The sequence below is a fragment of the Micromonospora sp. NPDC049051 genome (genome assembly GCF_043197575.1).
In the GTDB taxonomy this organism is placed as follows: Bacteria; Actinomycetota; Actinomycetes; order Mycobacteriales; family Micromonosporaceae; genus Micromonospora.
Map to the genome: position 1 here is coordinate 1046972 of NZ_JBICTL010000003.1, position 14601 is coordinate 1061572.

Consider the following 14601-nt stretch of genomic DNA (forward strand, 5'->3'; position numbering starts at 1 on the left):
TCTCGCTTTCTCGTGACACCACAGGTCCCCGGGCGGCTCAGGAGAGCCCGAGGTCCTGGTCGATGAGGTCGAACAGCTCCTGGTTGCTGGCCGCCCGCAGCCGGTCGGCCACCTCGGCGGTGTCCTCCCGGCGTTCCTCGGCGGTGCCGAGCCGTTCGAGCAGGCTGTGCAGCCGCATCGTGATCCGCACCCGGCCGATGTCGTCCGGGTCGCGCAGCGCGAGGGCGCTCTCCAACTGGTCCAGCTCCGCGAGGGTGGGCAGCGCCTCCACCGACGCCTCGTCGAGCAGTTCGGCCCGCAGGTGCTCGGCCAGCGCCTGCGGGGTCGGGTGGTCGAACACCACCGAGCTGGGCAGGCTCAGCCCGGTCGAGCGGGCCAGCCGGCCCCGCAGCTCCACGGCGGTGAGCGAGTCGAAGCCGAGGTCCCGGAAGGGACGTCCGGCCTCCACGGCGTACGGGCTGTCGTGGCCGATGACCTCGCCCGCGGCGGTGCGGATGAGGTCGACCAGCAGCCGCACCTGTTCGGCCTGCGACAGCTCGCCGAGCCGCTTGCGCAGTTCGCCGGCGACCTGGTCGCCGTCCTCGGCGTCGGCGCGCGCCGCCGCGGCCTGGGCGGCCACCTCGGCGATGTCGCTGATCAACGGCCGGGGCCGGGCGGAGGCGAACACCGGCGCGAAGCGGTCCCAGTCGATGTCGGCGACGGTGAGGGCGGTGTCGTCGCCGTCGAGGCCGGCGCGCAGGGCGGCCATCGCCGGCTCCCGGTCGAGCAGGGACACCCCGCGCCGGCTCATGGCCGCCGCGTGCGCGTCGGTCACCATGCCGCCGCCGGCCCACGGTCCCCAGTTCACCGAGAGGTGCCGGGCCCGTCCGTCCGGCCGGGACTGCGCCCAGGCGTCCAGGAAGGCGTTGCCGGCGGCGTACGCCCCGTGGTCGCCGACGCCCCAGACGGCGGCGATGGAGGAGAAGTGCACGACCAGGTCGAGCGGCTCCGGGTCGAGGAACTCGTCGAGGTACCGGGCGCCGGCGATCTTGCCGGACACGACGTCGGCGAGTTCCGCCTCGGTCACCGCGGCGACCGGGTTCAGCCGGCCCACCCCGGCGGCGTGCACCACGGCCTGCACGGTCTCGCCGTCGGCGCGCAGGTCGCGGACCAGGTCCGCGACCGCGTCCCGGTCGGCCAGGTCGCAGGCCAGCACCCGGGCCTCGGCGCCGAGCACGGCCAGTTCCGCCACCGCCTCGTCGGCCCCGGGGGCGGCCGTGCCGCGCCGGCTGACCAGCAGCAGTCGCCGCGCGCCGTGCCGGGCGAACCAGCTGGCGGCGTACCGGCCGACGGCGCCGGTGCCGCCGGTGACCAGGACGGTGTCCGGCGGCTGCCAGCCGGCGGGCGCCTCGGCGCGGGGCGCGCGCTCCAGCCGACGCAGGTACGTCCCGGAGTCGCGTACCGCGAGCTGGTCCTCGTGCCCGGCGGCGGTGAGGGCCGCCAGGACGTGCTCGGCGGCGGCGGTGTCCACCGTGGCGGGCAGGTCCAGCAGGCCACCCCAGTGCCGGGGGTGTTCCAGCGCGGTCACCAGGCCGAGGCCCCACGTGGTGGCCTGGGCGGGGCGGGCGACGGGGTCGTCGGCGCCGGTGGCGACGGCCTGCCGGGTGAGCAGCCACAGCGGCACCGGGGGCAGGGCGTCCGTGACCGCCTGCACCAGGGCGAGGTTCGCGGTCAGGCCAAGGGGCACGGCCGGGCTGTCGGGGTGCGCCCGCTCGTCGAGGGCGAGCAGCGACACGATCCGGGTGGGCGCGGCGCCGGCGAGCTGCGCGGCGAGCGTGCTCCGGTCGGTCGTGGCCGGGTCGACGGCGAGTTGCCGCACGGTGGCGCCCCGGGCGGCGGCGAGTTCGGCGAGCCGGTCGACGACCGGCTGGTCCGTGCCGCTGTGCACCAGGGTCCAGGTGCCGTCGACGGCGCCCGCGGTGAGCGCCTCCGGCCGCCAGGTGATCCGGTAGCGCCAGCCGCCGGCGAGGGTGTCCTCCTGCTGCTGGCGCCGCCACCGGTCCAGGTCCGGCAGCAGCTCCCGCAGGGGCCGGTCCGCGTCGAGGCCGAGCCGGCCGGCGAGTTCGTCGCCGTCGCCGGACGCCACGGCCCGCCAGAACGCCGAGTCGACGTCGTCGTGGACGGTGGCGGGGGTGCCCGCCGGCGCCGCGTCGAGGGTCGGCCAGAACCGCTGGTGGGCGAACGCGTACGTGGGCAGGTCCACGAGTCCGGCGCCGGGAAGCAGCGCCGGGAAGCGTACGGGCACTCCGTGGCAGTGCAGCCGGGCCACCGCGCCGAGCAGGGTGGCCACCTCGTCCTGGCCGGGCCGCTGCACGCCCGTCACGACGACCGGGGCGTCCACCGGCAGCGCGTCGGCGGTCAGGGCGGTCAGCACGGTGTCCGGTCCGACCTCCAGGAACCGGGTCACCCCGTGGGCGTGCAGGTGGGTGACGGTGTCGGCGAAGCGGACCGCCTCGCGGACGTGGCGTACCCAGTAGTCGGGGGTGCAGAGCTGCTCGGCGTCGACGACCGCGCCGGTCAGGTTCGACACCAGCGGCACCGTCGGCGGGGCGTACGACAGGGTCGCCGCCACGGCCGCGAACTCGGCGAGCATCGGCTCCATCAGCGGGCTGTGGAAGGCGTGGCTGACGCGCAGCCGCTTGGTGCGTACGCCGAGTTCGGCGAAGTGGGCGGCCAGTTCGGTCAGCGCGTCCTGCGCGCCGGCGACGACGACGGCGGCCGGCCCGTTCACGGCGGCGACGGCGGCCTGCCCCGGCGTGCCGGACAGGGCCCGCAGCACGTCGACCTCGGGCGCGGCGACGGCGAGCATCCCGCCGCCGGCGGGCAGGGCCTGCATCAGCCGGCCCCGGTTGCCGACGAGCGCGCAGGCGTCGGGCAGGTCGAGCACCCCGGCGACGTGGGCCGCGCTGATCTCGCCCACGGAGTGGCCGGCCACGAAGTCGGGCCGGATCCCCCAGTGTTCGAGCAGCCGGAACAGCGCCACCTCGACGGCGAAGAGCCCGGCCTGGGTGAAGACCGTCTGGTCGAGCAGGTCGGCCTCGGCGGTGCCGGGCTCGGCGAACAGCACCGTGCGCAGCGGCTGCGGCAGGTACGCGTCCAGATGCTGGCACGCCTCGTCGACCGCCGCCGCGAAGACGGGGAACGTCTCGTAGAGGCGGCGGCCCATTCCGGCGTGCTGGGCGCCCTGGCCGGAGAAGAGCGCCGCCAGCGCGCCGCCGGGCTCGGCGACGCCCCGGGTGAGCGCGGGGTGTTCCTGCCCGGCGGCCAGTGCCCGCAGCCCGGCGAGGGCGGCGTCGGAGTCGGCGGCGAGCAGCACCGCGCGGTGCCGCAGCGGGGAACGTCCGGTGGCCAGTGCCCGGGCCACGTCGGCGGCGGGCGTCCCGCTGCCCGGCAGCCACTCGGCCAGCCGTGCCGCCTGGGCCCGCAGGCTGTCGGCGCCGTCGGCCGAGACGACCCACGGCAGGATCGGCGGCCCGTCGGCCGGGCGGGCCGGCCCGGTGTCGGCCGGCGGCGCGGCGGGCGCCTGTTCGAGGATGACGTGCACGTTGGTGCCGCTGACCCCGAACGACGACACGCCGGCCCGACGCGGCCGGTCCACGTCCGGCCACGGCTGTGCCTCGGTCAGCAGCGCGACGGCGCCCGCCGACCAGTCCACGTGCGGCGACGGCTCGTCCACGTGCAGGGTGGGCGGCAGCAGGTCGTGCTGGAGCGCCATCACCATCTTGATCACGCCGGAGACGCCCGCGGCGGCCTGGGTGTGCCCGATGTTCGACTTGACGGAGCCGAGCCAGAGCGGCCGGTCGGCGGGACGGGCCCGCCCGTACGTGGCCAGCAGCGCCTGCGCCTCGATCGGGTCGCCGAGCCGGGTGCCGGTGCCGTGCCCGTCGACGGCGTCGACGTCGGCGGCGGTCAGCCGCGCGTTGGCCAGCGCCTGGCTGATGACCCGCTCCTGGGCGGGCCCGTTGGGCGCGGTCAGGCCGTTGCTGGCGCCGTCCTGGTTCATCGCCGAGCCGCGTACGACGGCGAGGATCCGCCGGCCGTCGCGCTGGGCGTCGGAGAGCCGCTGCAACAGCACCAGGCCCACGCCCTCGCCCCAGCCGGTGCCGTCGGCGGCGGCGGCGAACGACTTGCACCGGCCGTCGAGGGCCAGCCCGCGCTGCCGCGCGAACTCCAGGAACGGGCCGGGGGTGGCCATCACCGTCACGCCGCCGGCCACCGCGACGTCGCACTCGCCCTGCCGCAGGGACTGGCAGGCCAGGTGCAGCGCCACCAGCGACGACGAGCAGGCGGTGTCGACGCTGACGGCGGGGCCCTGCAACCCGAAGTGGTACGCCAGCCGCCCGCTGATGACGGCGGCGACGTTGCCGGTGGCCTGGTAGCCCTCGGTCTCGACGCGGGCGGCCATGAGCAGCGTCGCGTAGTCCTGGCCGTTGGTGCCGACGAAGACGCCGGTGTTGGTCTCCCGCATGTCGGCCGGCGCGGTGCCGGCGCGCTCGAACAGCTCCCAGGCGCTCTCCAGCAGCACCCGCTGCTGCGGGTCCATCACCATCGCCTCGCGCGGGGAGATGCCGAACAGGGCGGCGTCGAAGCCGGCGGCGTCGTTGAGGAAGCCGCCCTCCCGCACGTACGAGGTGCCGGGCCGGTCGGGGTCGGGGTCGTAGATGGCGGCCAGGTCCCAGCCCCGGTCGGTGGGGAACTCCGCGATCCCGTCGCGCCCCTCGGCGACGAGTCGCCACAGGTCCTCGGGGTCGGTGACACCGCCGGGGTAGCGGCAGCTCATCGAGACGATGGCGATCGGCTCGTCCAGCACGGTGGCCGCCCGCACGGGCGCTGCCGCCGGGGTGTCGTCGCCGGTGAGCCGGCTCGCCAGGTGCTCGGCGAGGGCGTCGGGCGTCGGGCGGTCGAACACCAGGGTCGCCGGCAGGTTCAGCCCCACCGCCTCGGCGAGGCGGTTGCGCATCTCGACGGCGCTGAGCGAGTCGAAGCCGATCTCCCGGAACGACCGGTCCGCCGCGAGCGCCTGGGGCGAGGCCAGCCGCAGCACCGCCGCCGCGTGGACGCGTACGAGGTCGAGCAGGACCCGGCGGCGTTCCGGTGCGGCGAGGCCGGCCAGCCGGCCGCGCAGCGGGGAGGCCGCGTCGGGCGTGTCGCCGTCGCGTTGCCCGGCGGCGAGCAGTCGCGCCACCTCGGGTACGTCGGCGATCAGAGGCCGGGGGCGGGCCAGCGTGTAGGTCTGCAGGAACCGGTCCCAGGCGATGTCGGCCACGGTGAGCGTGGTGTCGCCGTGATCGAGCGCCTCGGCCAGTACGGAGACCGCCAGGTCGGGGCGCATGGCCCGGACGCCCGAGCGGAACATCTGGTCGGCGGCGCCCTCGGCGTCGACCATGCCGCCGCCGTCCCAGGCGCCCCAGGCGATGGCGGTGGCGGCCCGGCCGCGCCGTCGCCGGTCCTCGGCGAGCGCGTCGAGGAAGGCGTTCGCGGCGGCGTAACCGCCCTGGTGCCCGCCGCCCCAGACGCCCGCGCCGGAGGAGAAGAGCACGAACGCCGACAGCTCGTCGCCGCACAGCTCGTCGAGGTTCACCGCGCCGGCCACCTTGGCCCGCAGGGCGTCGGCGAGGTCGGCCACGTCGGTGGCCGCGACCGGCGCGGCGTGGGCGACGCCGGCGGTGTGGAACACGGCCCCGATGCGGGTGCCCTGCCCGGCCAACCGCTCGACGAGGGCCCGCACGGCGGCGGGGTCGGCGACGTCGCAGGCGGCCACGGTGACGGTGGCGCCGGCGGCGCGCAGTTCGTCCGCCAGCGCGTCGGCGCCGGGCGTGGCGGGACCCTGGCGGCCGGTGAGCACCAGCTCGCCGACGCCCTCGCGGGCCAGCCAGCGCGCCACCTGGGCGCCGATCGACCCGAGGCCGCCGGTGACCAGGACGGCGCCGCTGGCGGGACGCCAGTCCTGCGTCGCGGTGCGCTCGGCGCGGGCCCGGACCAGTCGCCGGGCGAACACCCCGGAGGGGCGCAGCGCCAGCTGGTCCTCCGCGTCGACGCCGGCCAGCACCGCCACGAGCCGGGCCCGGTCCCGGGGGTCCAGCTCGGTGGGCAGGTCCAGCAGGCCGCCCCAGCGGTCCGGGTGTTCGAGGGCGACCACCCGGCCGAGCCCCCAGAGCATCGCCTGGCGGGGGCGGTCGAGCGGGTCGGCCCGGCCGGTGGAGACCGCGCCGGCGGTGGCGCACCACAGCGGGGCGGTGACGCCCGCGTCGCCGAGGGCCTGGACCAGGGCGTACGTGCCGGCGAGGCCCGCCGGGACGACCGGGTGGGCCGGGTGCGGCGCGTCGTCCAGGCCGAGCAGGGAGAGCACGCCGGCGACGGGTCCACCGGTACGCGCGAGCCGGTCGGCCAGCGCCTGCCGGTCCGGCTCCGTCGCGTCGATCCGGACGACCTCGGCCCCGCCCTCGCCCAGCGCCCGGGCGACGCCGTCGACCAGGGGGTGCTCGGCGGCGGCCGTCGGCACGACCAGCAACCAGGTGCCGGAGAGGGTGGCCTCCGGCGCGACGGTCACCGGCTTCCAGGTCACCCGGTACCGCCACGAGTCCACGGTGGACTCGTCGCGGCGACGCCGGCGCCACGAGGAGAGCAGCGGCAGCGCGGGGTCGAGGGAACGGGCCGTGGTCTCGTCGATCCGCATCGCGGCGGCCAGCGCCTGCGGGTCGGCCCGTTCCACGGCCTCCCAGAAGTGCCGGTCCGCCTCGTCGGAGCCGGCGGGGGTGGGCCCGGTCGCCACCGGTGCCTGCGGCCAGTAGCGCTGGCGCTGGAAGGCGTACGTGGGCAGGTCGACCGGCGGGCCGGTGCGGGCGCCCAGGATCGCCGTCCAGTCCACGGGCACGCCGTGCACGTGGAGCCCGGCGAGGAGCGTCAGCATCCGATGCCAACCGCCGGCCCCGGTGTCGGCGGCGGCCACCACGACGGCGTCGTCGGCGACCGCGATCTCCCGCATCCCGGCGTCGAGCACGGGCTCGGGGGCGGCCTCGACGAGGACCCGGTGGCCCGCGTCGAGCAGGGCGCGTACGACCGGGTCGGCGTCGACGCCGTCGGCCAGCCCTCGGTACCACCGGGCGGCGTCGAGGCCGTCGGTGTCGACCGGACCGCCGGTCGCCGCCGAGTACAGCGGCACCTCGGCCGCCCGGAGGGTGATCCCGGCCAGCGCGTCCGGGTCGGCTCCGGCCCCGAGGGCGATCGTCTTCGCCGCGTCCTCCAGCGACAGCGCGCCGGCCACGCAGGCGGCCGCGACCTCGCCGTGGGCGTGGCCGAGCACGGCGGCGGGCCGTACGCTGAGCGAGCGCCACCAGCGGCCCAGCGAGACCGCCACGGCCCACCGGACGGCCTGCGCCACCCCGGGGTCGGCCGGGGTCGGGGCGCCGTCCGCGCCGCGCAGCACGGCGGGGAGAGACCAGTCCACGTGGGGCGCGAGGGCCGCCTCGCAGGCGGCGATCCCGGCGGCGAACTCCGGCGCCCGGTCCAGCAACTCGACGGTGGCGGCGGGCCACGGGTCGCCGTGGCCGGGGAAGACGAGGACCGGGTCCCCGCCGCGCAGCGCGATGCCGGTGACCGTGTCGGCGGTGGCGTCGCCGAGGTGCAACGACTCCAGGGCCCGCGTCAGGCCGACGGTGTCGCGGCCGAGCACGACGGCGCGGTGCCCGAACGCGGCCCGGGTGGTGGCCAGGGCGTGCGCGACGTCGGCCGGCGCCAGCTCCGGGTGCGCCGCCAGGTGCGCGCCCAGCCGGGCCGCCTGGTCGCGCAGTGCCGGGGCGTCCACGGCGGAGAGCACCAGGGGTACGACGTCGGCGCGCGGCCGGTCGGCGGGCCGCGCGTCGACCGCCTCGGCGGGTGGCTGCTCGATGATCACGTGCGCGTTCGTGCCGGAGATCCCGAACGACGACACCGCCGCCCGACGGGGCCGGTCCACGGCCGGCCACGGGGTGGGTTCGGTGGCGAGGGCGACCGCCCCGGAGGTCCAGTCGACGTGCGGGGACGGCTCGTCCACGTGCAGGGTCGGCGGGACCAGGCCGTGCCGCATCGCCAGCACCATCTTGATCACACCAGCCACACCGGCGGCGGCCTGGGTGTGGCCGATGTTCGACTTGATCGAGCCCAACAGCAGCGGCCGGTCCTGCGGACGCTCCTGCCCGTACGTCGCCAGCAGGGCTTGCGCCTCGATCGGGTCACCGAGGGTCGTGCCGGTGCCGTGCGCCTCCACGGCGTCCACGTCGGCCGGAGTGAGCCGGGCGTTGGCGAGAGCCTGGTGGATCACGCGCTGCTGCGACGGGCCGTTCGGGGCGGTCAGGCCGTTGGACGCGCCGTCCTGGTTGACGGCAGTGCCGCGCAGGACGGCGTGGATCCGCCGGCCCTCCCGCTGCGCGTCCGAGAGCCGCTGCACCAGGAGCACCCCGACGCCTTCGGACCAGCCGGTGCCGTCGGCGGACGCCGCGAACGACTTGCACCGGCCGTCGGTCGACAGGCCCCGCTGACGCGAGAACTCGATGAACGTCCCCGGCGTCGCCATCACGGTCACGCCACCGGCCAGGGCGAGGTCGCACTCGCCGCTACGCAGCGCCTGCGCGGCCAGGTGCAGCGCGACGAGGCTGGACGAGCAGGCCGTGTCGACGGTGACCGCCGGGCCTTCGAGCCCGAACGTGTACGCGACCCGACCGGACAGCACGCTGCCCGAGTTGCCGGTACCGACGTAGCCCTCGACCTCGTCGGCCAGCTCCATGAGGCGGGAGGCGTAGTCGTGGTACATGACGCCGGCGAAGACACCCGTCCGGCTGCCCCGCAGCCGCGACGGGTCCAGACCCGCAGACTCGAACGACTCCCACGACGCCTCCAGCAGCAACCGCTGCTGCGGATCCATCGCGAGCGCCTCACGCGGCGAGATGCCGAAGAACGCGGGGTCGAACGCTCCGGCGTCGTACAGGAAACCGCCGTGCCGGGTGTACGACGTCCCGGGGTGGTCGGGGTCGGGGTCGAAGAGGCTCTCCAGGTCCCAGCCGCGGTCGGTGGGGAACTCCCCGATCCCCTCGCCGCCGGCGGCCAGCAGCGCCCACAGCTGGTCGGGCGTCTCGATGCCGCCCGGGTAGCGGCAGGCCATGCCGACGATGGCGAGCGGCTCGTCGACCCGGGTGGTGGTCCGCGCCCCGGGCGCGGCGGGGCCAGCGGCGGCGCCAGCCAGTTCGGCGTGTACGTGGGCGGCGAGCGCCTGCGGCGTCGGGTAGTCGAAGACCAGCGTCGAGGGCAGCCGCAGTCCGGTGGCCGCGTTCACGCGGTTGCGCAGGTCGACGGCGGTCAGCGAGTCGAAGCCCAGCTCCCGGAACGCCCGGTCGGCCGGCACGGCTTCCGCGCCGCCGTGCCCGAGCACCTGCGCGACGAGGCCGCGCACCAGCAGGTCGATCTGGGCCCGTGCCTCGTCCGCGCTCAGGCCGCCGACGCGGGTCGCCCAGGTGGTGCCCTGTCCCGCCTGGCGGCGGGTCGTGGTCGTGCCCACCAGGTTGCGGAGCACCGGCGGCACCAGGCCGGCCCCGGCCGCGGCCCGGAGGGCGGCCAGGTCGATGACGGCGGGCACCAGGGCCGGGCGGTCCGCGGTCAGCGCCGCGTCGAACAGGCGCAGCCCGGTCTCGGCGCTCATCGCGGTGATGCCGCCCCGGGTCGAGCGCGCCCGGTCCGCGTCGTCGAGGGACGCGCCCATGCCGGGGGTGTCCCACATGCCCCACGCCAGGCTGACGGCCGGCAGACCCAGCTGCCGCCGGTACGCCGCCAGGGCGTCGAGGAAGGCGTTGCCCGCCGCGTACGCCGACTGGCCCGGCGAGCCGAGCACACCCGCCACCGACGAGAACACCACGAACAAGTCAAGGTCCAGCGACGCCGTCGCCTCGTGCAACAGCCAACCCGCCGACACCTTCGGCGCCAACACCCCGGCCAGCCGCTCGGCCGTCAGCCCCTCCACGACCCCGTCGTCCAGGACACCGGCGGTGTGCACCACACCCGCCAGGCGTTCCCCGGCGGCGACCTCGGCCACCAAGCCGAACACCTGGTCCCGGTCCGTCACGTCACACGCGACGACCCGCACCAACGCACCCAACGCCGACAGCCGCTCCGACAGCTCGCCCGCACCGGCGGCCTCCGGACCACGCCGCGACACGAGCACCAGCGACCGCACCCCGTGCACCGACACCAGATGCTCCGCCACCAACGCACCGAGCGCACCCGTACCGCCGGTGACCAGCACCGCGCCGTCACCCACCACGGCGGCGTCCGCCGACGCCGGGGCGACCGCGCGCACCAGACGCGGCACGAACACCCCGCCCGCACGCACGGCGACCTGACCGCCGAACGCCACCGGCTCGTCCGCCACCGCCGCCAGCATGCCCAGCAGCCCGGCGTCCACGTCGCCGTCGACGTCCGCCAGGACGATGCGGCCCGGGTGCTCCGACTGCGCCGAACGCAGCATACCCCACACCGCCGCAGCAGCCAGGTCGGACACCTGGTCGTCCGCCGCCACCGAGACCGCGCCCCGGGTCATCACCACGAGCCGCGAATCCGCCAACGCGTCCGCGGCCAGCCAGGACTGCACCGTCGCCAGCACGTGCGACGTCGCCGCGCGTACCGTGTCGGGGTCGGTGTCGTGGCGGTCCGCGCCCTCGACGTGGCCGGGTCGGCACAGGCCGCCCGCCGGCACCAGTAGCAGGCGCGGCGCCACGTCCGACGGGCCGGCGACCGCTGCGGTGACCGCCGCGACGTCGGCGTACGCCGGCAGGTCGACGCCGACCGGCGCGCCCACGAGCGCCCACCCGGAGGCGTCCCCGGCCGGGGCGACCTCCTGGGCCTGCCAGGTGACCTCGAACAGCGACCGGGTCGCCTCGTCCGGGGACGACGACACCCCGGTCAGCTCGCGCAGGGCCAGGGAGTCCACCGACACCACGGCCGCACCCGACTCGTCGCACGCCACCAACCGCACCGCCGAGCCCGCACGCGACAACCGCACCCGCAGCACCCGCGCACCCGAGGCGTACACCTGCACACCCTCGAACGCGAACGGCACCCGAGGCCCACCCGAGCCCTCCGAACCGGGCAGCAACCCGATCGGGTGCAGAGCGGCGTCCAGCAGCGCCGGGTGCACCCCGAATCCCGCCGCGTCGCCCGCCACCTCGTCCGGCAGGGCCACCTCGGCGAACACCTCGTCGCCACCGGCCGTCCACACCCGACGCAGCCCCTGGAACACCGGCCCGTACGACAGGCCGCGCTCGGCCAGCGCCGGGTACCAACCGGTGACGTCCACCTCGACGGCGTCGACCGGCGGCCACTCCCCCACGCCCGGCTCGTCGGCCGTCGCCGGCTCCAGCACACCCTCCGCGTGGCGGACCCACTCGGGGTCGACGGCCTCCTCGGGCTGCGAGTGCACGGTCACCGACCGCACGCCCGCCTCGTCGGCGGCGCCGACGCGTACCTGCACCCGCACCGCGCCGGCCGGCGGCAGCACCAGCGGCGCGGCGACGGTCAACTCCCGCACCCGCGACGCACCCACCTCGTCGCCCGCCCGCACCGCCAGCTCCACGAGGGCGGCACCGGGCACGATCACCACGCCGGAGACGGAGTGGTCGGCCAGCCAGGCGTGCGTCGACGTGGCGAGGCGGCCGGTCAGCACCACCATGTCCTCGCCGGCCACGGAGACGGCCGCGCCGAGCAGCGGGTGCCCGGCCGCCCCGAGACCCGCCCCGGAGACGTCCGTCCACCGGCCCGCCGGCTCCAGCCAGAAGCGCTGGTGCTGGAAGGCGTACGTCGGCAGGTCCAGGTGCCGGCCGCCGGCCCGGCGGAGCAGGTCCGCCCAGCCGACGGTGCGGCCGTGCACGTGCAGCAGCGCGAGGGCCTCCAGGAGGGCCTGCGGCTCGGGCCGGTCGTGGCGCGACGCCGGCACCAGCAGGGGCGCCGGCTCGTTCTCCGCCCGTTCGGCGAGGCAGTTCTGCGCCATGGCGGTCAGGACGCCGTTCGGTCCCACCTCCAGGTAGGTGTCGACCTCCTCGGCGCGCAGGCAGTCGACGGCGTCGGCGAAGCGGACCGTGCCGCGTACGTGCCGCACCCAGTAGCCCGGGTCGCAGAGCTGGTCGGCGTCGGCGACGCGGCCGGTCAGGTTCGACACCACCGGGATCGTCGGCGGCCGGAACGTCAGCTTGCCGGCGACGGCCCCGAACTCGGCGAGCATCGGGTCCATCCGGGCGCTGTGGAAGGCGTGGCTGACCCGTAGCCGGCGGGTCTGCACGCCCCGCTCGGACCACACCCGCTGCACCTCGTCGAGGGCCTCGACGTCACCGGCCACCACCACGGCGGCGGGTCCGTTGACGGCGGCCACGTCCAGCCGGCCGGGCAGCCCGGCGAGGGAGGCGGCGACTGCTGCCTCGTCGGCGGCGACGGCGAGCATGCCGCCGCCGGCCGGCAACGCCTGCATGAGCCGGCCCCGCGCGGCGACCAGCGCGCACGCGTCGGCCAGGGAGAGCACGCCCGCCACGTGTGCCGCCGCGATCTCGCCGATGGAGTGCCCGGCCACCAGGTCCGGCGCGACACCGAACGACTCGACGAGGCGGAACAGCGCCACCTCGACGGCGAACAGGCCCGCCTGGGTGAAGACCGTCTGGTCCAGCAGCTCCGCCTCGGGCGTGCCCGCCCCGGCGAACAGCACCTCGCGCAGCGGGCGCGGCAGCAGCGGGTCCAGGTGCCCGCACGCCTCGTCCAGGGCGGCGGCGAAGACCGGGAAGGCCGCGTACAGCTCGCGCCCCATGCCGGCGCGCTGCGCGCCCTGACCGGAGAAGAGGAAGGCCACCCGTCCGCGCGGCGCCGACGTCCCGGTGGTGACGGTGCCGTTCGGCTCGCCGGCGGCGAGGGCCCGCAGCCCGGCGAGCAGGTCGTCCGCGTCGCCGGCCAGGACCACCGCGCGGTGTTCCAGCCCCGCGCGGTTGACCGAGGAGGCCGCGACGTCCACCGGGCGCGGGGAGTCGACGCGGGCGAGGTGGTCGGCCCAGCGGCCGGCCTGCCCGGCGAGCGCCTCGGGCGTACGGGCGGAGAGGAAGACCGGGGCGAGCGGGAGCGCCACCGGCGCGGCGGCGGCGGACGGGGCCTCCTCCGTGGACGGGGCGTCGTCGACGGGCGCCTCCTCCAGGATGACGTGTGCGTTCGTACCGCTGATGCCGAACGACGACACGGCGGCGCGGCGCGGCCGGTCGCTGGCCGACCACGCCCGCGCCTCGGTCAGCAGCGAGACCTGCCCGGCGGACCAGTCGATGTGCGGCGACGGCTCGTCGACGTGCAGGGTGGCGGGCATGGTGCGGTGGCGGATCGCCTCGATCATCTTGATCAGGCCGGCGGCGCCTGCGGCGGCCTGGGTGTGGCCCAGGTTCGACTTGACCGAGCCCAGCCAGAGCGGCCCGCCGTCGCCCCGGTCCTGCCCGTACGTGGCCAGCAGCGCCTGCGCCTCGATCGGGTCGCCGAGGGTGGTGCCGGTGCCGTGCGCCTCGACCACGTCGACGTCGGCCGGCGAGAGCCGGGCGTTGGCGAGGGCCTGCCGGATCACCCGCTCCTGCGACGGGCCGTTGGGGGCGGTGAGCCCGCTGCTGGCGCCGTCCTGGTTGACGGCGCTGCCCCGGACCACGGCGAGGATGCGCCGGCCGTCGCGGCGGGCGTCGGAGAGCCGCTGCAACAGCAGCACCCCGACTCCCTCGGACCAGCCGGTGCCGTCGGCGGCGGCGGCGAACGACTTGCAGCGGCCGTCGGAGGCCAGGCCCCGCTGGCGGGAGAAGTCGGCGAAGGTGCCCGGGGTGGACATGACGGTCACGCCGCCGGCGAGGGCGAAGTCGCAGTCCCGCTGGCGCAGCGCCTGCGTCGCGAGGTGCACGGCGACCAGCGACGACGAGCACGCCGTGTCCACGGTGACGGCCGGGCCCTCCAGCCCGAAGGTGTACGCCACCCGCCCGGACACCACGCTGCCGGAGTTGCCGGTGCCGATGTAGCCCTCGACGCCGTCGGGCAGGTCCAGCACCCGCGACGCGTAGTCGTGGTACATGACGCCGGCGAAGACACCGGTCCGGCTGCCGCGCAACGCCTGCGGGTCGATGCCGGCGTGCTCGAACGCCTCCCAGGAGGTCTCCAGCAGCAGCCGCTGGTGCGGGTCCATCGCCAGGGCCTCACGCGGGCTGATGCCGAAGAAGCCCGGGTCGAACTGCGGCGCGTCGTAGAGGAATCCGCCCTGGTTGCTGGTCGACGTGCCCGGGTTGTCCGGGTCGACGTGGAAGAGCCGCTCCAGGTCCCAGCCCCGGTCGCTCGGGAAGTCGCCCACCCCGTCGCCGCCCCGGTCGACGAGGTCCCACAGCTCCGCCGGGCTGGACACCCCGCCCGGGAACCGGCACGCCATCCCGATGACGGCCATCGGCTCGCGGTCCTTGGCCTCCACCTCGCGCACCCGCCGGCGCGCGTCGCGCAGGTCGGCAGTCGCACGCCGGAGGTAGTCGAGGAACTCTGCCTCAGTGGGCATCG

General features: G+C 76.7%; 1 protein-coding gene. It reads right to left on the bottom strand.

Features of this window, described 5'->3' with window-relative positions:
• Positions 1-37 precede the first annotated feature (37 nt).
• Entirely contained in the window at positions 38-14599 is a 14562-nt protein-coding gene (locus ACGFIR_RS16615; RefSeq protein ID WP_393145787.1) for a type I polyketide synthase, read from the bottom strand.
• Positions 14600-14601: the final 2 nt, after the last annotated feature.